Annotated in this window: 26 protein-coding genes and 3 tRNA genes; 11 read left to right on the forward strand and 18 right to left on the reverse strand. The window is 67.3% G+C overall.

Features of this window, described 5'->3' with window-relative positions; translation table 11 throughout:
- Positions 1-4: 4 nt before the first annotated feature.
- The 6 genes from KB874_RS13695 to KB874_RS13720 all read right to left on the reverse strand — a co-directional run bounded on the left by KB874_RS13695 (position 5) and on the right by KB874_RS13720 (position 4,344).
- Positions 5-190, reverse strand: coding sequence for a Trm112 family protein (locus KB874_RS13695; protein WP_212537105.1), 186 nt, complete (start codon positions 188-190; stop codon positions 5-7).
- Entirely contained in the window at positions 187-828 is a 642-nt protein-coding gene (locus tag KB874_RS13700; protein WP_212537106.1) for an LON peptidase substrate-binding domain-containing protein, read from the reverse strand. Before KB874_RS13700 ends, KB874_RS13695 begins: the two co-directional genes overlap by 4 nt.
- A gap of 27 nt (positions 829-855) precedes the next feature.
- Positions 856-1,770 (reverse strand): thioredoxin, encoded by a 915-nt coding sequence (gene trxA, locus KB874_RS13705; protein ID WP_212537107.1) that lies wholly within the window; start codon positions 1,768-1,770, stop codon positions 856-858.
- Between the two features lie 65 nt (positions 1,771-1,835).
- On the reverse strand, positions 1,836-2,882 hold the full coding sequence (locus KB874_RS13710) for a hypothetical protein (RefSeq protein ID WP_212537108.1): 1,047 nt from the start codon (positions 2,880-2,882) through the stop codon (positions 1,836-1,838).
- 42 nt (positions 2,883-2,924) lie between these two features.
- Entirely contained in the window at positions 2,925-3,356 is a 432-nt protein-coding gene (locus tag KB874_RS13715) for a leucine-rich repeat domain-containing protein (protein ID WP_212537109.1), read from the reverse strand.
- A 22-nt stretch (positions 3,357-3,378) separates the two neighbouring features.
- A complete protein-coding gene (locus KB874_RS13720; RefSeq protein WP_212537110.1) occupies positions 3,379-4,344 on the reverse strand; it encodes a threonine ammonia-lyase in 966 nt (321 codons plus the stop codon).
- 39 nt (positions 4,345-4,383) lie between these two features.
- Between KB874_RS13720 and KB874_RS13725 the strand changes: the two genes are divergently transcribed.
- The 5 genes from KB874_RS13725 (at position 4,384) to KB874_RS13745 (ending at position 6,786) form a co-directional block, all read left to right on the forward strand.
- The gene (locus KB874_RS13725; RefSeq protein ID WP_212537111.1) at positions 4,384-4,899 is read left to right on the forward strand and encodes a DUF1643 domain-containing protein; all 516 of its coding nucleotides are present in this window, start codon (positions 4,384-4,386) and stop codon (positions 4,897-4,899) included.
- A complete protein-coding gene (locus KB874_RS13730; protein WP_212537112.1) occupies positions 4,889-5,161 on the forward strand; it encodes a DUF5665 domain-containing protein in 273 nt (90 codons plus the stop codon). The genes KB874_RS13725 and KB874_RS13730 overlap by 11 nt, the downstream gene beginning before the upstream one ends.
- Positions 5,162-5,249: 88 nt before the next feature.
- Complete coding sequence (locus KB874_RS13735) at positions 5,250-5,666, forward strand: hypothetical protein (RefSeq protein WP_212537113.1); 417 nt, start codon at positions 5,250-5,252, stop codon at positions 5,664-5,666.
- 151 nt (positions 5,667-5,817) lie between these two features.
- Positions 5,818-6,087 (forward strand): 30S ribosomal protein S15, encoded by a 270-nt coding sequence (gene rpsO, locus KB874_RS13740; RefSeq protein ID WP_212537114.1) that lies wholly within the window; start codon positions 5,818-5,820, stop codon positions 6,085-6,087.
- Between the two features lie 225 nt (positions 6,088-6,312).
- A complete protein-coding gene (locus tag KB874_RS13745; protein ID WP_346346553.1) occupies positions 6,313-6,786 on the forward strand; it encodes a GNAT family N-acetyltransferase in 474 nt (157 codons plus the stop codon).
- A 35-nt stretch (positions 6,787-6,821) separates the two neighbouring features.
- Here KB874_RS13745 and KB874_RS13750 read toward each other — a convergent pair whose 3' ends face one another.
- From KB874_RS13750 to KB874_RS13760, 3 genes are read right to left on the reverse strand one after another with little or no spacing between them, the layout of a single operon-like run.
- Positions 6,822-7,142 (reverse strand): phosphoribosyl-ATP diphosphatase, encoded by a 321-nt coding sequence (locus KB874_RS13750; protein WP_212537115.1) that lies wholly within the window; start codon positions 7,140-7,142, stop codon positions 6,822-6,824.
- On the reverse strand, positions 7,142-7,900 hold the full coding sequence (hisF, locus tag KB874_RS13755; RefSeq protein WP_212537116.1) for an imidazole glycerol phosphate synthase subunit HisF: 759 nt from the start codon (positions 7,898-7,900) through the stop codon (positions 7,142-7,144). The genes KB874_RS13750 and hisF overlap by 1 nt, the downstream gene beginning before the upstream one ends.
- Before the next feature lie 42 nt (positions 7,901-7,942).
- Positions 7,943-8,224, reverse strand: a complete 282-nt coding sequence (locus KB874_RS13760) for a hypothetical protein (RefSeq protein ID WP_212537117.1) — start codon at positions 8,222-8,224, stop codon at positions 7,943-7,945.
- Between the two features lie 97 nt (positions 8,225-8,321).
- Between KB874_RS13760 and KB874_RS13765 the strand changes: the two genes are divergently transcribed.
- Positions 8,322-9,077, forward strand: a complete 756-nt coding sequence (locus KB874_RS13765) for an SDR family NAD(P)-dependent oxidoreductase (protein ID WP_212537118.1) — start codon at positions 8,322-8,324, stop codon at positions 9,075-9,077.
- Positions 9,078-9,081: 4 nt separating this feature from the next.
- Here the strand turns inward: KB874_RS13765 and KB874_RS13770 are convergent, their stop codons facing one another.
- Complete coding sequence (locus KB874_RS13770; protein WP_212537119.1) at positions 9,082-9,942, reverse strand: N-formylglutamate amidohydrolase; 861 nt, start codon at positions 9,940-9,942, stop codon at positions 9,082-9,084.
- Positions 9,943-10,116: 174 nt separating this feature from the next.
- Here KB874_RS13770 and KB874_RS13775 point away from each other — a divergent pair.
- Both KB874_RS13775 and ykgO read left to right on the forward strand, forming a co-directional pair.
- Positions 10,117-10,191: transfer RNA gene (locus KB874_RS13775), tRNA-Val, on the forward strand.
- Between the two features lie 76 nt (positions 10,192-10,267).
- Positions 10,268-10,393, forward strand: coding sequence for a type B 50S ribosomal protein L36 (ykgO, locus tag KB874_RS13780; RefSeq protein ID WP_212537120.1), 126 nt, complete (start codon positions 10,268-10,270; stop codon positions 10,391-10,393).
- A 128-nt stretch (positions 10,394-10,521) separates the two neighbouring features.
- Here ykgO and hisA read toward each other — a convergent pair whose 3' ends face one another.
- Complete coding sequence (hisA, locus tag KB874_RS13785) at positions 10,522-11,244, reverse strand: 1-(5-phosphoribosyl)-5-[(5-phosphoribosylamino)methylideneamino]imidazole-4-carboxamide isomerase (protein ID WP_212537121.1); 723 nt, start codon at positions 11,242-11,244, stop codon at positions 10,522-10,524.
- A 135-nt stretch (positions 11,245-11,379) separates the two neighbouring features.
- On the opposite strand from hisA, the gene KB874_RS13790 reads away from it, so the two are divergent.
- Positions 11,380-11,760 carry a DUF2147 domain-containing protein gene (locus KB874_RS13790; protein ID WP_212537122.1) on the forward strand — a complete coding sequence of 127 codons (381 nt, stop codon included), beginning with the start codon at positions 11,380-11,382 and terminating at the stop codon, positions 11,758-11,760.
- A gap of 43 nt (positions 11,761-11,803) precedes the next feature.
- Here KB874_RS13790 and hisH read toward each other — a convergent pair whose 3' ends face one another.
- Positions 11,804-12,439 (reverse strand): imidazole glycerol phosphate synthase subunit HisH, encoded by a 636-nt coding sequence (gene hisH / locus KB874_RS13795; protein WP_212537123.1) that lies wholly within the window; start codon positions 12,437-12,439, stop codon positions 11,804-11,806.
- 75 nt (positions 12,440-12,514) lie between these two features.
- A complete protein-coding gene (gene hisB, locus KB874_RS13800) occupies positions 12,515-13,102 on the reverse strand; it encodes an imidazoleglycerol-phosphate dehydratase HisB (protein WP_212537124.1) in 588 nt (195 codons plus the stop codon).
- A 121-nt stretch (positions 13,103-13,223) separates the two neighbouring features.
- Here hisB and KB874_RS13805 point away from each other — a divergent pair, with 121 nt between their 5' ends.
- Positions 13,224-13,568: a hypothetical protein gene (locus tag KB874_RS13805; RefSeq protein WP_212537125.1), complete on the forward strand. Its 345-nt coding sequence runs from the start codon at positions 13,224-13,226 to the stop codon at positions 13,566-13,568.
- A gap of 31 nt (positions 13,569-13,599) precedes the next feature.
- On the opposite strand, the gene KB874_RS13810 is transcribed toward KB874_RS13805, so the two are convergent.
- The 5 genes from KB874_RS13810 to KB874_RS13830 all read right to left on the reverse strand — a co-directional run bounded on the left by KB874_RS13810 (position 13,600) and on the right by KB874_RS13830 (position 18,976).
- Positions 13,600-13,674, reverse strand: a tRNA-Gly gene (locus KB874_RS13810).
- Between the two features lie 58 nt (positions 13,675-13,732).
- Positions 13,733-13,807: transfer RNA gene (locus KB874_RS13815), tRNA-Gly, on the reverse strand.
- Complete coding sequence (locus KB874_RS13820) at positions 13,787-14,230, reverse strand: VOC family protein (RefSeq protein WP_212537126.1); 444 nt, start codon at positions 14,228-14,230, stop codon at positions 13,787-13,789. Before KB874_RS13820 ends, KB874_RS13815 begins: the two co-directional genes overlap by 21 nt.
- Positions 14,231-14,248: 18 nt before the next feature.
- A complete protein-coding gene (locus tag KB874_RS13825; protein ID WP_212537127.1) occupies positions 14,249-17,695 on the reverse strand; it encodes a pyruvate carboxylase in 3,447 nt (1,148 codons plus the stop codon).
- A gap of 135 nt (positions 17,696-17,830) precedes the next feature.
- A complete protein-coding gene (locus tag KB874_RS13830) occupies positions 17,831-18,976 on the reverse strand; it encodes an alpha-hydroxy acid oxidase (RefSeq protein ID WP_212537128.1) in 1,146 nt (381 codons plus the stop codon).
- 112 nt (positions 18,977-19,088) lie between these two features.
- Here KB874_RS13830 and KB874_RS13835 point away from each other — a divergent pair, with 112 nt between their 5' ends.
- Entirely contained in the window at positions 19,089-19,661 is a 573-nt protein-coding gene (locus tag KB874_RS13835; RefSeq protein ID WP_212537129.1) for a hypothetical protein, read from the forward strand.
- Positions 19,662-19,676: the final 15 nt, after the last annotated feature.

Below are 19,676 nucleotides of genomic sequence, written 5' to 3' on the forward strand. Positions count from 1 at the left end.
GCCGCTAGCCGTCCAGGCGCCGCGCCTCGTCCACCAGCATGACCGGGATGCCGTCGCGGATCGGAAAGGCGAGGCCGGCGGACTTGCTGACCAGTTCCTGACGCTCGGCGTCATACTGCAGGCTGCCATGCGTCACCGGGCAGACAAGCGCCTCGAGCATGTGTCGGTCGAACAGGGGGGCGGGGCTCATTGCATCACGTCCTCTTCGCCGCCGCGCAGGGCATATTCCAGCAGCGTGACCAGGGTCTCGCGCCGGGTCGACAGCGAGGGCGCCTCGAGCAGGGCTTGCTTGTCCTCGGCGTTGAAGTCGAGCAGCATCGAAAGCGAGTTGATCAGCAGCTCGTCATCCGCTTCCTGGAGGGTCTGCCAGTCGGCCGACAGCTCGCGGCTGGTGAAATAGCGGTCGAGCAGGCGCATGAACGGCTTGCGGTCAAAGGCCATGTCCCGTTCCGCGCCGTCGCGGTCGCGCTCGAACCCGTCCCAGCTGACGCGGGCGCGGCGGTAGGGGGTGAAGCCATCGATCTCGGCGACCATGCGAAAGCGCGAGATGCCGGTCAGCGTGATCATGTAGCGCCCGTCCTCGGTCTCTGACATCTGCGTGACGCGCCCGGCGCAGCCGATGCGATGCAGCGCCTTCTCGTCGCGACCAGGCACGCTTTGCGGCGCGATCATCCCGATCAGCCGCGTGTCGGTCTTGAGCGCGTCATCCAGCATCTGGAGGTAACGCGGCTCGAAGATGTGCAGCGGCAGGCGGGCGCGCGGCAAGAGCAGCGCACCCGGCAGCGGGAACAGGGGGATGGTGTCGGGCAGGTCGGTTAGCCGTGTCATGATTGGCCAGATAGCCCGCCGCGCCCGTCAGGCAAAGATCAGCGACGAGAGTTTGCGACGGCCGGCCAGAACGACCGGATCGTTCGGTTTCAGCGCGTCGAAGATCGTCATCAACTGGGTCTTGGCGGCGCCCTCGTTCCACTCGCGGTCGCGGCGGAACAGGTCCAGCAGGTGGTCCACAGCGCCCTTGGCGTCGCCCTTGGCATAAAGCGCGCGCGCCAGGTCGAAACGCGCCTGTTGGTTCGCGGGGTCGGCCTCGACCGCAGCGGTCAGCTCGGCGATGGGGCCGGCATCGGCGGCCTGCTGGGCCAGCACCAGCTGGGCATGGGCGGCGTCGATCTCGGCGGCCTTGGAAATCTCGGCGGGCGCGCCGTTCAGGATCGCCTCGGCCTGATCCAGCTCGCCCATTGCCACATGCGCGCGCACCAGGCCGCCATAGGCCTTGGCATTGGCCGGGTCCTCTTCGAGGAGGGCGGAAAAGATCTGTGCTGCGTCGGTTGCCGCGCCCTGGTCGAGCATTTCCTCGGCGGCGGCCAGCGCCTCGGCCAGACCATCCGATGCCTCGCCGCCCGCGGCTTGCACCACGCGTTCGACAAAGGCCTTGATCTCGGATTGCGGCAGCGCGCCCTGGAAGCCGTCGACCGGCTGGCCCTGGTAGAAGGCATAGACGGTCGGGATCGACTGGATGCGCATCTGCTGGGCGATGCGCTGGGCCTGGTCCACGTTGACCTTGACCATGCGCACGGCACCCTTCGCGGCCTTCACCGCGTCCTCGAGCATCGGGCCGAGCGTCTTGCACGGGCCGCACCAAGGCGCCCAGAAATCCACGATGACGGGAACCTCGGCAGAGCCGTCCACGACCTCGGCCATGAACTCCTGCTCGGTGATGTCCTTGACGAGGTTGCCCGCCGCCTGCGTCTGCTTGCCGCCCAGTTCCAGCATCGATGCCTCCTTGATCGGGGTTGGCACACAGATGGCGCAGCGTGGGCCGCGATGCAAGGGGTGGGTCAGTCTGCACCGATGTAGTCGAGCACGTTCTCAAGCCAGCCAAGGCTGGATGGAAAGCGCAGCGCCAACCTGCGCAACGCCGGTCCCTGCCGTCTGAGGAATACGACTGCGAACCCACCCAGACGCCATTTCCACTTCGCCAATTCCTGATCGTGCACCGCGTCCATCGCGTCGATTTCGCGTCGAGCCGCAGTTCCGGAAGTTATCTCTTGTAGTGCCTTTTCGCCGATTGCGCGCCCGATTTCGCGCGTAGAGGCGTCAAGCCCGCTTGCCGCAATGTCGTCCGCATCCGGCCCGGTTGCGGCATCGACCGCGTCGCGATAGTCGCGGGCAAGCCCTGCCTCCACCTCCGGCGAGGTGCGCAGGGCTTCGGCCACGTCCAAGTAGTCGTCGCGCGCCGCGCGCACCGTCTCGGGTTTGGCGGCGTCGCGCCCGGCGGTGTCGCGGTCGGCCTTGTAGTCCAGCCAATCCTGGAACCGGTCGGCATACCGGTCAATCTCTTCGGCAAAGCCCTTCAGGTCGTCATCGGCACCAAGTGGCAATTCGCGCAGAAACGCGGCGTTGCGCGACAGCCGGACAAGCCGTTGCCCGGCCATGCCGATCTCGATGCTCCGACGGGGGTCGTAGGCCTCGCCCATCGCCGCCTCGAACTGGTCGAGGAACTTTAGCAGGGGCGCGTTGTTGCTGATCTCGAAAGCGTCGCGGAAGTTGCCGACATAGCGTTTCAGCGCCTGCCAGCCATCTTCGGCCCGTCGCTCTGCCTCTGCCGAGGACAGGGGAGCGCCGCCGCCCCGCACAAGCTGTCCGTCCTCGAACCTTGGCACAAGGGGGGCCGGGCGCTGTGGCGGCAGCGCGGGGAGCGGCGCCGTGGCGCGGCTGCCCTCGACCTGATCCGGGGTCTCCGGCGCCGCTGCCCCGGTTCCCGGCGGCACCCAATCCTCGAGGTAGGCGAACAGGGTGCGGGCGCGCTCGGCGGCGTCCTTGATCTGGGCGATCTCCGCGATGCGGGGATCGGCGCGTGTTGCGCCGCTGTTGGTGAAGGTCAAGCCTTTTGCAAAAGGTTTGTCGATCAATTGCGACAGTCCGCGCTAAGGGCGCAGGTCGAGGGCGGCGCAGCCGTCGAGCGCCAGATCTCGCAGCGCGGAGAGGCCCTGCAGCGGGGTCAGGTCGGTGACGGCGGTGCCCTCGAGAGTCAGCCACTGCAGCGCGGAGAGGCCCTGCAGCGGAGTCAGGTCGGTCACGCCTGTTTTGTTGAAAGACAGCGCCCGCAGCGCGGAGAGGCCTTGCAGCGGGGTCAGGTCGGTGACAAAGGTTCCGTCCAGAGATATGCTTTCGAGTGATTTAAATTCCGCGATCTGTTCCGGAATGACACGCAAATTCCAATGCGCATTATTGCTCGCGCTCAAATTTAGAGTGGTCTGTCTGGATTTCTTTGCGAATTCAATAAGCTCTGACGCACCTGAGTAAGCCATTCCGGCCGAATTTGACTGTCTCAACTGATGTTCATCATTACTGGCCATCTTCAGTCTCCGCTCACCGCACTCACCCCTCCAGCGCCCGCAGGAACACGCCCGGGTCGACGTTGCCGCCCGAGATCGTGACGATCACTGCGTCGCCCTCAAAGGCCTGCGCGTGGAACAGGGCGGCGGCCAGCGCCACGGCGCCGCCGGGCTCAGACACCACCTTGAGATGGGCAAAGGCCAGCGCCATGGCGCGCAGCACTTCGTCGTCGGTCACGACAAGCCCGGGACCGGCGAGGCGGTGCAGGATCGGAAAGGTCAGCGCCCCGGGCATCGGCGTCAGGATCGCATCGCACAGGCCCGCTTCGGGCCCTTCGTTCCGGACGCGCGACCCGACGGCGAGGCTGCGCGCCGTATCGTCGAAGCCCTGCGGTTCCGCCGTGCGCACGCGCAGGCCGGGCGCGCGGGCCTCCAGCGCCAGCGCGATCCCCGCCGACAGCCCGCCGCCGCCGCAGCAGACCACGACGTCGGCCTGCGTCACGCCCTCGTCGGCGGCCTGCTCGGCGATCTCCAGCCCGCAGGTGCCTTGCCCGGCGATCACCTGCGGGTCGTCGAAGGGCTTGATGAGGGTCAGGCCACGGCTTTCCGACAGCGCCGCGCCGATGGCGTCGCGGTCGTCCTTGAGCCGGTCATACAGCACCACCTCGGCCCCCAGCGCCTTCGTCCCCTCGATCTTGGCCACGGGCGCGGTGGAGGGCATGATGATGACCGCCGGAACCCCGTGCATCTGCGCAGCCCGGGCCACGCCCTGCGCGTGGTTGCCGGAGGAGAAGGCGACCACGCCGTTGCTCCGGGTCTCTTCCGGCAGGGCCGAGACCGCCGCCCAGCCGCCGCGTGCCTTGAAGCTGCCGGTGTGCTGGAGGCATTCGCATTTCACCATCACCCGCCGCCCGGAGATGGCATCGAGCCTGGGCGAGGAGAGCAGCGGCGTGCGCCGGATATGGCCTTGTGCCCGCCCTGCCGCGGCCTCGATCATCGCGATGTCCATGCGCTTGCCTTTCGTTTTCCTGGGGGTCAAACCGGGGTCATGATCGAACGCCGCGCGACGAAGGACAATGTGGAAAGCGCCGCTTTCTACTCGCCCTGCATGGCCTATCGCCTGGGGCTGGAGCGGCGCTGGGCGCCAGGGCCAAGCCTGCTCTACGTCATGCTGAATCCCTCGACCGCCACCGAGGATCGCAACGACCCGACCATCGAGCGCTGCCAGCGCCGGGCGGTGGCGCTGGGTTTTGGCGCGATGCGGATCGCCAACCTGTTCGGGTTTCGCGCCACGCGGCCGCAGGACCTGCGCCGCGCCACCGATCCCGTGGGGCCGGAAAACGACGCGCTGCTCTGGCAATGGGCGGCGCAGGCCGATATGACGCTGGCGGCCTGGGGCGTGCATGGCGCGCACCTGGGCCGCGGCCCACAGGTGGCCGCAAGGCTGGACGGCGACGTGCGGCACCTCGGGTTGACCCGGGCCGGCCATCCGCGCCACCCTTTGTACGTGTCCTACGATACGGCACCGATTTCCTGGCCGAAGGAGGCCCGTCATGCGCGATGACAGCAAGACCGATGAAAGCATGGCGCGGCTGGCGCAGGCGGTGGAGACGCTGAACCGGCACAAGTTCATGCGGATGCACGATTCGACCCTACGGATGATGTGGACGCAGTTCCTTCGCGGCCTCGCGCTGGGCCTTGGCACGGCGCTGGGCGCCTCGGTTCTGGTCTCGGGCATCGTGCTGGTGCTGACACAGTTCGAATGGGTGCCGTTCCTCGGCGAGTTCGCCACGCAGATCATCGACGAAATCCAGATCGAGCGGTGACGCGCTAACTGTTTCTTATCTGGAAACGGTCAGACTGCCCACATCGCGCGAGAGGCCAGTCGCCCGGCGCATGGACCGGAGTCGTGGCATGTATCTTCTGGCCGGCCTGCTGGGCATGATGGTTCTGGGGTCGCTGGTGATCATCGGCACCCGGGGGATGGAGGCCCGCGTGCCCGTCCTGCCGCCCGCGCCGCCGGATCGCGGTGACGGGCCAAGGCCGTCGCTCTTTGCGCGGCTGGGGCTGGCCGGGGCCGGGGCCGCGGCGCGACAGGCATCTTTCCTTGCGGATTACGACCCGGCCGAGGATCAGCTTGTCATCATCTACGACGACAGCTTGGGCGGCGAGCCTGGCTTCGAGATGCGGCTGAATCCCGACGATCCGACGGTGACGGATTTCCTCGTCGACGGCGTGCTGGTCCTGTCCATGCCTACAGCGCAGGTGCCGATGCCGCGCGCCATCGCCCTGCTGGGCGAAAGCGCCGCCGCGGCCCTGGGCCTGGGCTGAGGGCGCCACGGCAGAAAGGGCTTTGCTTTCGCACGGCAATCGTCTAAACGCGCGCATCCCCGCCGGACGATCCTGCGGGGCTTTCTCCACGGGCCTTGCTGGACGACATCCCGGCTTGTGCCATAACCCTTTGACCCGAAAGGAGACCCCGATGTCGATCACGGCTGAGGAAAAGACCCGCCTGATGAAGGAATACGCCACCAAGGAAGGCGACACCGGTTCGCCCGAAGTGCAGGTGGCCATCCTGACCTCGCGCATCTCGACGCTGACCGAGCATTTCAAGACCCACAAGAAGGACAACCACTCGCGTCGTGGCCTTCTGATGATGGTCGCCCAGCGCCGCAAGCTGCTGGACTATCTCAAGGGCAAGGACGAGGGCCGCTATACCTCGCTCATCCAGAGCCTCGGCATCCGCCGCTGAACCCAGCGCACCGGACCGGAATGCGAACCGCGCCTGCGAGGGCGCGGTTTTTCTTTTTCACCCGCCGCCGGGACGGGCGGGCGAGGCCGGGGACGCGTATCGCGGGCGAACCCGATGCGGGTCGGGCCTTGGGCTTGCCTTCGCGTGACGCTGGCACGATGCTGACGCGGACCCGGGAAGGCGTTGCGCCTATCCATTGCAAGTAGCCCGGAAGGAGATTGGACAGTGACCGGCACGACAGACCAGCCGCTGCGCTTCCGGCGCGCCCTTCGCGCCGACCTGCCTGCGATCGTCGCCCTGCTTGCGGATGACGACTTGGGCCGGGCGCGGGAAAGCGCCGCGCAGGCGGTGGACCCGGTGTATGTCGCGGCCTTCGAGGTCATCGCCGCCGATGCCAACCAGATCCTGGCCGTGGCGGACCTTGGCGGAGAGGTGATCGGCTGCATGCAGATCACCTTCATCCCCGGCCTGTCCCGCCGGGGTGCGTGGCGGGGGCAACTGGAAAGCGTGCGCGTGGCCTCGCATCTGCGCGGGCGCGGGATAGGCGAGCAGTTCCTGGACTGGGCCATCGGGCAATGCCGTGAGCGCGGATGCGGGCTGGTGCAATTGACGACCGACCGGCAGCGGCTGGATGCGCTGCGTTTCTACGAGAGGCTCGGCTTTGTGCCGAGCCACAACGGGATGAAGCGCCAGCTTTGACGCCTTGGGCCGGGCGTGGGCGTGCGGACCAGGGATCAGCCCTTGCGCGCGGCCTTTTCCGCGAGGCCCGACTGTCCCTGCCGCCTCGCAAGTTCGGCCATCACGTCCGACAGGGCCACGCCGCGCGATTCCAACATCACCAGCAGGTGGAACAGCACGTCTGCCGCCTCTGACTTCAGCCCGTCGCGGTCGCCCTTGACCGCCTCGATCACCGCCTCGATGGCTTCCTCGCCGAATTTCTCGGCCACCTTCTCGGGGCCCTTGGCCAGCAGCTTGGCCGTCCAGGACTCGTCGGGTGCGGCCTGTGCGCGTTCGGCCACGATGGCGGCGAGGTCTTCGAGCGTGAAGTCGGTCATCAGAGCCTCACGGGGATGCCGGCGGCGGCCATGTGGGCCTTGGCCTCGGCGATGGTGTATTCGCCGAAATGGAAGATCGACGCGGCGAGGACGGCGCTGGCGTGGCCTTCTGTCACGCCTTCGACGAGGTGATCCAGCGTGCCGACGCCCCCGCTCGCGATGACCGGGATGTTCACCGCGTCGGCGATGGTGCGAGTGAGGGGCAGGTTGAAGCCCGCCTTGGTCCCGTCGCGGTCCATTGAGGTCAGCAGGATCTCTCCAGCGCCCTTTGCGGCGATGGTGATGGCGAAGTCCACGGCGTCGATGCCGGTGGGCTTGCGGCCGCCATGGGTGAAGATCTCCCACCGACCGGGTTCGACCGTCTTGGCGTCGATGGCGCAGACGATGCACTGGCTGCCGAACTGGTCGGCGGCCTCGGCCACCACGTCGGGGTTGGCTACGGCGGCAGAGTTGAAGCTGACCTTGTCGGCGCCGGCCAGCAGCAGGGCGCGGACATCCGCGACCGTGCGCACGCCACCGCCCACCGTCAGCGGGATGAAGCATTGCTCGGCGGTGCGCGTCACAACGTCGAACATGGTGCCGCGATTCTCGTGCGTGGCGTGGATGTCGAGAAAGCAGATCTCGTCCGCGCCCGCGGCGTCATAGGCGCGCGCAGCGTCGACCGGGTCGCCGGCGTCGCGCAGGTCGACGAAATTCACGCCCTTGACCACGCGGCCATCGGCGACATCGAGACAGGGGATGATGCGGGTCTTCAGCATGGCTTGCGCTTAGCGCGAAAGCGCGCGCGACGCAAAGCGGTTTCAGGGAGTGCGGCGCCGGGCGAGGGCGGTCAGGGCCAGGCCGATCAGTGCGACCAGCGCCAGCGCCACCACCGGCAGCGTCACCAGCAAAAACCAGCCCGAGACGAACCCGCCATAAAGCGCCTCGCCCCAGTCGCGTCCGCCGATGAGGCAGGGATTGGCATGGCCCTCGTGCAGGACGCAGCCATGCGCGGCCGCGATCCAGCCAGAGCCGAACGCCGCCGCCAGCGGCAGCAGGCAGACGAGAATCAGCACGGCCAGCAGGATAAAGGCAAGGCGCATGCCGCAGCCTGCGCCCGCCGAAAGACGCGCGCAAGGCTTGCGGTTGCGGCCATCCTGCGCGACCAATCGCAGAACAGCGGAGGAGAGAGGACAGATCATGACGGAATGGGCACGCTATCCCAGCCTTGCGGGAAAGACGGTGATCGTCAGCGGGGGCGCTTCGGGGATCGGCGCCGAGATCGTCCGGGGCTTTGCCGCGAACGGTGCCAGGGTCGGCTTCGTCGATCTCGATGCGACGGGGTCGCAGGCGCTGGTGGATCAGACCGACGGGGAGGTGGCCTTTGCCATCGCCGACCTGCGCGACATCGACGCGCTGCGCGCCGCGCTGGCATCGCTGAAAGAGCGCCTCGGCCCGGCCTCGGTGCTGGTGAACAACGCGGCGCGCGACGACCGGCACGACTGGCGCGAGGTGACACCGGACTACTGGGACGAGCGCCAGGCCACCAACCTGCGGCACATGTTCTTCGCCATCCAGGCGGTGGCACCCGACATGATCGCATTGGGCGGCGGGTCGATCGTCAACATGGGCTCGAACAGCTGGTGGGAGGCGGGCGGCAATTTCCCGGCCTACACCACGGCCAAGGCGGCGGTGCACGGTCTGACCCGCACAATGGCGCGCGACCTGGGCGGCCACCGGATCCGGGTCAACACGGTGGTGCCGGGCTGGATCATGACCGAGCGGCAAAAGCAGCTCTGGGTCACCGAGGACGCGATAGAAAAACACCGCGCCCGGCAATGCCTGCCCGACCTGATCGCGCCGCATTACGTCGCGCGGATGGTGCTGTTCCTGGCGTCCGACGACGCCGCGATGTGCACGGCCAACAACTACATGGTCGAGGCCGGCTCTATCTGAGCGCCTATTCCGCGGCCAGCGCCTGGTCGCGGGCGCCGATGATGGCGATCTCGGCCACCACGCCGCGCAGGATGCGCCGGATCTCGTCAAAGCGCGCATTGGGTGTGATCGTCGCCTCGTCCATGTAGAGCGCGCGGTCGATTTCCACCTGCACGGCATGCTGTTGCCGCGAGGGGCGGCCATAATGCTGGGTCGAGAAGGCCCCGGCGAAAGGCGCGTTGCGCGCGACGCGGAACCCGTGCGCGGCAAAGGCCGCCTCGACCCGATCGACGATCTCGGCCGTGGCCGAGGCGCCGAACCGGTCGCCGATCACGATCTCGGGCTTGTGCCCGCCGCGCGGCACGGTGTTCTCCACCGCCTCGTGCGGCATCGAGTGGCAATCGATCAGGATGGCCTCGCCAAAGGCGCCATGCGCCTCGTGCAGCAGGGTTTGCAGCCTCGCGTGATACGGATGCCAGATCCGTGCCAGCCGCGAATCGGCCTCGTCCCGGGTGATCTTGCCGCGATAGATCGCGCGCCCGCCAGCCACCACCCGCGGCACCACGCCGAGGCCCGAGGCCACGCGCGGGTTGTGACCGCCGCGGCGCACGCCCTCGATCAGCGCGGGGTCCAGTTCGTCGGCGGCGCGGTTGAGATCGACATAGGCGCGCGGCGCCCCGGCACACAGCAGCGGGGCCCCGAAATCCGGCGCGCAGCCAAAGAGATCGTCGACAAACGCATCTTCGGACGACCGGATCGCCTGTTCGTCCAGCATCGTGTGGCGCAGGAAGCTCCAGGGGTAGTCGCGGCTGCTGTGCGGCGAGGCGAAGACGACGCAGGACGACCGGCGTTCGGGACGGTGCAGATGGTAGGCGACTTTCGGCATGCGCGCTCCTGTTTGGGGCAAAGATAGACCGATTTTTTTCCTTGCCAAAAGCCCTTGATCCCGGTTTCGACTCCTTTTATAGACCGCTCCACCGGCGCGGAACCCCGCGCCCTTTTGTTTCCCGGCAACGTGGCCGGGTGGACGCAAGGGCAGGGAGACCAAGACGGAACATAGGGGTGATTAGCTCAGCGGTAGAGCACTTCGTTGACATCGAAGGGGTCACTGGTTCGATCCCAGTATCGCCCACCATTTTTCACCGCTCCGGGCCTGCTCCGGGGTAAACGCAACGCAGGCGCTCGCGCGCCGAGACAAGGGGAAAGCGATCATGAAAGTCGCGAACTCGCTCCGCTCGCTCAAGAACCGCCATCGCGATTGCCGCGTTGTGCGCCGCAAGGGCCGCGTCTACGTCATCAACAAGACCCAGCGCCGCTACAAGGCCCGCCAGGGCTGAGCCGCCGGTCGGTTGACCAGGTTGCAGAGGCCACCCATCCGGGTGGCCTTTTGCTTTTGTGCGCCACCCATTTGGGTGGCCTTTTTGCTTTACCGGGACACGTCGTGACCCTTGCGGCGCGACCGGATTCAGCCCGCCAGAACCGCCAGCGCCTCGCGCAGGTCGATCGCCCCGTCATACAGCGCCCGGCCAGAGATCGCGCCGTTCAGCGCCGCGCCGCAGTCGCGCAGCGCGATCAGGTCGGCGATTGACGAGACCCCGCCCGAGGCGATGACCGGGATCGTCACAGCTCGCGCCAGCGCCGCCGTCGCCTCGACATTCGGACCCTGCATCGCGCCGTCGCGGTTGATGTCGGTATAGATGATCGCCGCCACGCCGGCGTCCTCGAAGCTGCGGGCAAGCTCGGTCGCGTCGACATCCGTCACCTCGGCCCAGCCCTTGGTCGCCACGCGCCCGTCGCGCGCATCGATGCCGACGGCGATCTGGCCCGGAAAGGCCGCCGCCGCCTCGCGCACCAGGCCCGGATTCTCGACCGCGACGGTGCCTAGGATCACCCGCGCCAGGCCCTTGGACAGCCACATCTCGATGGTGGCCATGTCGCGTATGCCGCCGCCCAGCTGCGCAGGTGTCTTCGTGCGGGCAAGGATCGCCTCGACCGCCGCCGCGTTGACCGGCTGGCCGGCAAAGGCGCCGTTCAGGTCCACCAGGTGCAGCCAGTCGCAGCCCGCCGCCACGAATTCCATCGCCTGGGCGGCGGGGTCGTCGTTGAACACGGTCGCCTTGTCCATGTCGCCACGCAGCAGCCGCACGGCCTTGCCGTCCTTCAGGTCGATGGCAGGATAGAGGATCATGGGTCAGGCCTTCCGCAATTGTCGGCCCCCGGTTAATTCGACGCAACGGCAGATGCAAGGCGACCTCGCGTCAGGCTTGATCGGCGGGCCCACCCTGCGGAATGCTCTGCGCATCGGAATGGGAGGAACACCGACATGAAGATTCTGTCTCTCGCGGCAGGGCTGATCCTGGCGGCAGGCGCGGCGCTGGCCGACCCGGTCGAGGGCATCTGGAAGACCGAGGTGGACGATGGCGCCTATGCCCATGTCACCATCAGCCCCTGCGGCCCGGCGATCTGCGGCGTGATCTCGCGCACGTTCAACGCGCAGGGCGAATACAACTCGGAAAACAAGGGCAAGCAGCTGGTCTGGGACATGCAGCCCGGCGGCAATGGCAGCTATGCGAACGGCAAGATCTGGCAGCCGTCGACGGGCAAGGTCTTCAAGTCCAAGATGGCGCTGTCGGGTAACACGCTGAACGTGTCGGGCTGCGTCGGTCCGTTCTGCAAGAAGCAGACCTGGAGCCGCGTGAAGTGAGGTCAGGGGCGGGGCGCAACCCCGCCCTTCCGCCTGTCCCGCGTCATGGCGCCCAGGACAGGAAATTCGCGATCATCCGCAGGCCCGCCGCGCTGCTCTTTTCCGGGTGAAACTGGAACCCGATGCGATTGTCGCGCGCCACGATGGCGGTCACGTCGCCGCCATAGTCCACATGCGCGATGCGCTGCGACAGGTCGGCCATGCGCATCTGGTAGGAATGTACGAAATAGGCGTGATCGCCGGTTTTCACGCCTTCCAGCACCGGGTGGGGCGTGTCGATCACCAGGTCGTTCCAGCCCATGTGCGGCACCTTCAGCGCCGGGTCGGTCGGTGCGATATGCATCACCTCGCCGTCGATCCAGCCCAGCCCCTCTGTCTCGGCATATTCGTGGCCCTTGCGCGCCATCAGCTGCATGCCGACGCAGATCCCAAGGAAGGGTCGCCCCTTGCGCTCGACCGCCTCGACCAGCGCCTCGAAACAGCCCGAGGCGCGCAAAGCCGCCGCGCAGGCCGGGAAGGCCCCGTCGCCCGGCAGCACCAGCCGGTCGGCCCGCGCCACCGTCTCGGCGTCCGACGTCACCACCACGTCCCCGGCACCCGTCTCGGCCGCCATGCGCTGAAACGCCTTTTCGGCCGAATGCAGGTTGCCGCTTTCATAGTCGATGATCGCCGTCAGCATGCGCACAGTCCTGTTTTCATCTTGCCAGATAAACTCCGGGGGTCCGGGGGCTGGCCCCCGGTCCTGCCGTCGAAATCAGAGCGACCCCTTTGTCGAGGGGATCGCGTCGCCCTTGCGCGGGTCGGTCTCGACCGCCTCGCGCAGGGCGCGGGCGACGGCCTTGAACGCGGCCTCGGCGATGTGGTGGCTGTTCAGCCCATGCAGCATGTCCACGTGCAGCGTGATCCCGCCATGGGTGCTGAACGCCTGGAAGAACTCGCGCACCAGCTCGGTGTCGAAGCTGCCGATCTTCGGTGTCGGCAGGGCCACGTTCCACACCAGGAAGGGCCGCCCCGACAGGTCCAGGGCCGCTCGCACCAGCGCGTCGTCCATCGGCAACAGGCACGCGCCATAACGCCGGATGCCGCGCTTGTCGCCCAGTGCCCTGCCCAAAGCCTGGCCCAGCGCGATGCCCACGTCCTCGACCGTGTGGTGGTCGTCGATATGCAGGTCGCCCGCGCAGCGCACGGTCATGTCGATCAGTGCATGCCGGGCCAGCTGGTCCAGCATGTGATCGAAGAACCCAACGCCGGTCTGGTTGTCATAGGTTCCGCTGCCGTCGAGGTCGATCTCGACGCGGATGTCGGTCTCGGCGGTCTTGCGGCTGATCTCTGCACGCCTCATGGGCCATTCTCCCCTGATCCGCGCGACTTATAGGCGGGGCGAAGGCCAAGGCCAAGGGCGCGCGATTGTCGATTGCGCGGCCGTGTCCGCCATGCAAGCCTGATACGCGAAAGGACCGCCCATGTTCCGCCCGACCGTCGCCTTTGGCCTGCTCCTTTGCCTTGCAATGCCTGCGGCCGCGCTGGAACGCCGCGTCTACGAAGGCGACGAGGCAAAGGCGCTGAAATGCGTCTGGATCATCTCGCGCACCGCCGCCGTCATGGAGGATATGGGGATCATCTCACCTCTTCAGATGGAGGTCTCCATTGCGATCAGCGCGCGCATCCTCGCGCTGCATGTCAGCGGCACCGAGGCACAGAAACTGGCCGCCTTGCAGGCGGTGGGCGAGCGCCGGAATACTGGCGAGACCATCGTGGAATTCCGTGACCAGGCGATGGCCTGCCTGCGCAAGTTCCCGGTCGAATGAGCGAGGGCGCCGCCTCGGCGGCCTGTCATCATGGAGCGGGCGAGGCGATTCGAACGCCCGACCCTTACCTTGGCAAGGTAATGCTCTACCCCTGAGCTACGCCCGCGCGCCATGATATCCGCCTTCCGATCCTGCCGAAGCATGAGGCCGAAGGCCTGACCATTTGGAGCGGGCGATGAGATTCGAACTCACGACCCTAACCTTGGCAAGGTTATGCTCTACCCCTGAGCTACGCCCGCGCGCCAAATGGTGAGCGCGGATTTATCGCCGCCTGCCGGGGCGCGCAAGAGAAAATTTGTGCGAAGGCAGGTATTTTGCCGCCCGCCGCAAGGGCAGGCTGTGGTGGCTGCTGCGCGGCGTGGCTCTTCCTTGAAGGTCGCGCCTGCGGCGGCCAGCGCCGCGTGGTCGCGGTCGAAATCGTCGCTGCGCAGGAACAGCCAGACGCGCCCGCCGCCCTGATGTCCGATCACATCCCGCTGCGCCCCCACGGCGCGGGCCAGCAGGAATTCGGTCTGCGCCCCCGAAGGCGCGACTCGAATCCAGCGCTTGCCCTGGCCGAGATCGGTATCCTCGCGCAACTCGAACCCCAGCACGCCGCAGAAGAAGGCCAGACCCTCGTCATACTCGGGCACCAGAACGGCGACGAGGGCAAGGTGGGTCATGACGACCGTGCCGGCCTGTCACTCGAACTCCACCAGCAGGTCCTTGGCGTCGATCTGGCTGCCGGGATGGACATGGACGGCCTTCACCACCCCGTCGCGTTCGGCATGCAGGCCGGTTTCCATCTTCATCGCCTCAATGGTCAGCAGCAGGTCGCCCTCCTTGACCGTCTGGCCCGCCGTCACCACGACCGAGGCCACGACGCCGGGCATCGGCGCGCCGACGTGGTCGGGATTGCCCAGCGTCGCCTTGGGCCGCGCGGCAAAGCTGGCCTTTGCCTTGCGGTCGGGCACGCGGACGGTGCGGGGCTGGCCGTTCAGTTCGAAGAAGACGCGGACCTCGCCGTCGTCTTGCGTCTCGCCCACCGCCTGAAGCCGCACCTCCAGCGTCTTGCCCGGGTCGATCTCGGCGCTGATCTCCTCTCCCGGCTCCATGCCGTAGAAGAAGGTTCGCGTCGGCAGGGTGCGCACCGGGCCATACATCTCATGCCGGGCGGCGTATTCGGTATAGACCTTGGGATACATCAGGTAGCCGTTCAGATCCTCGTCATCCACCGCGGCCCCGCCCAGCTGCTCGGACAGGGTCTTGCGGGTGGCCTCGATATCGACGGGTGCGGCGTGCAGGCCGGGGCGGTCGGTGAAGGGCGCCTCTTCCTTCAGGATCTTCTTCTGGATCGCCTTGGGCCAGCCGCCCGGAGGTTGGCCGAGATTGCCGCGCATCATGTCGATGACGCTGTCGGGAAAGCTGACGTCCTTCTTGGGGTCTTCCACGTCGGCGCGGGTCAGGCCCTGGCTGACCATCATCAGCGCCATGTCGCCCACCACCTTGGACGAGGGCGTGACCTTGACGATGTCGCCGAACATCCGGTTCACGTCGGCATAGGTCTGGGCGACCTCGTGCCAGCGTTCCTCCAGCCCCATCGACCGCGCCTGCGCCTTGAGGTTGGTGAACTGCCCGCCGGGCATCTCGTGCAGGTAGACCTCGGAGGCGGGCGCCTGCATGCCGGACTCGAACGCCGCATACTGGCCGCGCACGGCCTCCCAGTAGTTGCTGATCTCGCGGATCGCGGCCACATCCAGCCCGGTGTCGCGGTCGGTGTGGCGCAGCGCCTCGACCACGGATCCCAGCGTCGGCTGGCTGGTATTGCCCGACAGCGCATCCATCGCGGCGTCCACCGCGTCGACTCCGGCCTTTGACGCCTCCATGATCGTTGCGATGGCCGCGCCCGACGTGTCGTGCGTGTGGAAATGCACTGGCAGGCCGACCTCGTCCTTCAGCGTCTTGATCAGGCGATAGGCGGCGTTGGGCTTCAGCAGCCCTGCCATGTCCTTGAGGCCGAGGATGTGGGAGCCCGCGTCGCGCAGCTCCTTGCCCATCGCGACATAGTATTTCAAGTCATACTTGGCGCGGTCCGGGTCCAGCACGTCGCCGGTGTAGCAGATCGTGCCCTCAAGCACGCGGCCCGTGTCCAGCACGGCGTCCATCGCGACGCGCATGTTCTCGACCCAGTTCAGGCTGTCGAAGACGCGGAACACGTCGACGCCGGTTTCGGCCGCCTGTTTCACGAAGAACTGCACCACGTTGTCGGGATAGTTGGTGTAGCCCACGCCGTTGGCGCCGCGCAGCAGCATCTGCGTCATCAGGTTGGGCATGGCGGCGCGCAGGTCACGCAGGCGCTGCCACGGGCATTCCTGCAAGAAACGATAGGCCACGTCGAAGGTCGCGCCGCCCCAGCATTCCACCGAGAAAAGCTGCGGCAGCTTGTGGGCGTAGGCGGGCGCGACCTTGATCATGTCGAGGCTGCGCATCCGCGTGGCCAGCAGAGATTGGTGCCCGTCGCGCATCGTCGTGTCAGTGATTAGCACCTGTTTCTGCGTCGCCAGCCAGTCGGCCACGGCCTGCGGCCCCTCGCGATCCAGCAGCGTCTTGGTGCCGTCGGGCGCGGTCGCGTCCCACGGGACCTGCGGCGCGCGCGCCGGTTTCAGGTCGGGATGCGGGCGGGCGCGGCCCGCGACCTCGGGGTGGCCGTTCACCGTGATGTCGGCGATGTAGGTCAGCACCTTGGTGCCGCGGTCGCGGCGGCGCTGGAAATCGAACAGTTCGGGTGTCGTGTCGATGAACTTGGTCGAATACTGGTTGTTCAGGAAGGTCGGGTGCTTGAGCAGGTTGATGACGAACTCGATATTCGTTGTCACGCCCCGGATGCGGAATTCGCGCAGAGCGCGGTCCATTCGCTTGATCGCCTTTTCCGGGGTCTGCGCCTTGGCCGTCACCTTGACCAGAAGCGAGTCGTAATAGCGCGTGATGACCCCGCCCGCATAGGCCGTGCCGCCATCGAGGCGGATGCCCATGCCGGTCGCCGACCGGAAGGCAGTGATGCGCCCGTAATCGGGGATGAAGTTGTTCTGCGGATCCTCGGTGGTGATCCGGGTCTGCAGCGCGTGACCGGTGAGGCGCACGTCATACTGGCTGGCCTTGCCCGTCGCCTCGGCGAGGCTTTTGCCCTCGGCGATCAGGATCTGCGCCTGCACGATGTCGATGCCGGTCACTTCCTCGGTGACGGTGTGTTCCACCTGCACGCGGGGGTTGACCTCGATGAAGTAGAACTTGCCCGTGTCCATATCCATCAGGAATTCGACGGTGCCGGCGCATTCGTAATTCACGTGCGCGCAGATCTTGCGGCCCAGCTCGCAGATTTCCTCGCGCTGCGCCTCGCTCAGATACGGCGCGGGGGCGCGTTCGACGACCTTCTGGTTGCGGCGCTGGACCGAGCAATCCCGTTCGTAGAGGTGATAGATGGTGCCCATCTTGTCGCCGAGGATCTGCACCTCGACATGGCGGGCGCGGATGATCATCTTCTCCAGGTAGCCCTCGCCGTTGCCGAACGCGGCCTCGGCCTCGCGCCGGCCCTCCAGCACCTTGTCCTTCAGCTCCTTCGGGCCGTTGATCGGGCGCATGCCGCGCCCGCCGCCGCCCCAGGATGCCTTGAGCATCAGGGGATAGCCGATTTCCTCGGCTTCCTTCGCGATGGCGTCCCAGTCGCTGCCCAGCACCTCGGTCGCGGGAATGACGGGCACGCCGGCCGCCACTGCGACCTTGCGGGCGCTGGCCTTGTCGCCAAGGGCGCGCATCGTCTCGGCCCGCGGCCCGATGAAGGTGATACCGGCCGCGTCGCAGGCGTCTACGAAATCCGGGTTCTCGGACAGCAGGCCATAGCCGGGGTGGATCGCATCGGCGCCGGATTGCTTGGCCACGCGGATGATCTCGGGGATCGACAGGTAGGCCTGCACCGGCCCCAGCCCCTCGCCGATCCTGTAGGCCTCGTCCGCCTTGAAACGATGCAGGCCCAGCTTGTCTTCTTCGGCGTAGACCGCGACGGTCTTCTTTCCCATCTCGTTGGCGGCCCGCATGATGCGGATGGCAATCTCGCCTCGGTTGGCGACGAGGATCTTGGAAAAGGTCGTCATGTCGGTGCGGTCCCCCGGACTGGTCGGTTCATGCGCGATCCCTGTGCGCACCGCCGGTTTGGCGGGCGGGCAATGCCGCGCTGCGGCGATGCTAGCAGCAATCGCCCCCGGTGCAAGTCGGGGCGCGACGTTGCGTCAGGGTCTGGTCAGCAGCCGCGACGGCAGGTCGGACAGGCGATGCGCGCCCATCTGCGCCATGTTCAGCCGCATGTCGTCGGTCAGGATATGCGCCAGGTGCGGCGGGCCCTTTTCCGCCAGCGCGGCCACGGCATAGTGCCAGGCCCGGCCCAGCATGACGAAATCCGCCCCCAGCGCCAGCGCGCGCAAGATGTCGAGACCCGAGGACACGCCGCTGTCGAAAATCAGCGGCACGTCCGGGCCGACCGCCGCGCGGACCCGGGGCAGGGCGTCGATGGCGGCGGGGCCGGCCTCGAACTGGCGGCCCGAATGGTTCGAGACCCAGATCGCGTCGGCCCCCGCCGCGACCAGCCGTTTCGCGGCCTCTGGATCCATCACGCCCTTGATAAGAAGGTGCCCCTGCCATTCCTCGCGCAGCGCGGCCAGCGTGTCCCAGTCGGGCGCGCCGCGGATGATGTGCCCGGCATGGGCGAGCGAGGACAGCGCCTTGGCCTTGTCCAGGTAGCTTTCCGGCAGGCGCAGGCGCGGCTGGCCGACCTGCGCCGTCCGTAGCGACCATTCCGGATGGGTCAGCAACTCCCACACCACTCGGGGTGTGATTCGCGGCGGCAGGGTCAGCTTGGCCCGGCGCTGGCGTTCGCGGCGCGAATCGTCCGGCACGTCGACCGTCAGGATCAGCTTGGTGAAACCCGACTCGCGCGCGCGGCGCAGCATGTCGCGGCGAATCCCGGGGTCGGCCGGGCAATAGAGCTGGAACCAGCCACGCCCCTTTGTCAACGGGCCGATGTCCTCGGGCAGGCGGGTGGCGACGGTGGACAGGCCGTAGGGAATGCCGAGTTTCGCGGCAAAGCGCGCAAGGATCGCCTCGGCACCCGGCCACATCAGGCCCGACATGCCCAGCGGCGCGATGCCGAAGGGGCGGGCGAACTCCTCGCCCATGAAGCGGGTGGTGAAATCGGGCGCCACCTTGCCCGGCAGGATCTCGGGCATGAACAGCACCGAATCGAGCCGCTCGCGGTTGCGCACGGCCTGCAATTCGCGGCCAGTCGCGCTGTCGAGATACTCGAAGGCGAAATGCGGGATGCGGCGGCGCGCGCGGGCGCGCAGATCGGAGACGGCGGGAAAGTCGAGATCGAGGTCCATGCGCGCATTTGCGCGAGCCTCGGCGGCGCTGTCCAGAGTCTGCGCGCACGTTCAGGCTTTTTTAAGCGCGTTCGGCCTACGGTAAGCCCGTCTTCAGAACGGAGGTGATGGCATGCAGGTGCTTCTGCTCGACAGGAATGGCGATCGTCTGGATCGTGGCATGATCGGTTTCATGGAGGCGGGGGTGCTGACCACCGGCACCGGCTCGGTGTCCGTGGCAGAGGCCTGCTTGCGGCGGACCTGCGTCGATCTCTTGGTCATCACCGCCGACAGCGCCGGGGCGCAGACCCGCGCGCTGATCCACCTGGCCGAACAGCGCAACCCGGACGTGGCGACGATCCTGATGGCCGCCGACGTGGCCCGCGCGACCGACATCGCGGCGCAAAGCCTGCCTTCGGTGCATTGCATCCTGTCCGCCGATTCGTCGGCCCAGCAGGTCCTGCGGTTCGGCCTTGCCTCGCTGCGCGGCGGCCGGATCGTGGCCGACCGCGTGCCGCAGCCCGAGCCCGAGCCCGAGCTTTGGGAAGAGGCCATGATGCCGGTGGAACCGGCGCCCGTGGCGCCCCCGGTGGAAGCCGAATCCGTCACCCCCGCCATGGCCGAACACCCAGCAGAGCCCGCCACGCCGGTCTTTGCCACCGCCCGTCGGCGGGGCCGTCTGCCGCCCACCGCCTTCGCTGCCTGACAAAAGGGCAGAACA

Source organism: Thetidibacter halocola (assembly GCF_018224955.1).
Lineage (GTDB): Bacteria > Pseudomonadota > Alphaproteobacteria > Rhodobacterales > Rhodobacteraceae > Thetidibacter > Thetidibacter halocola.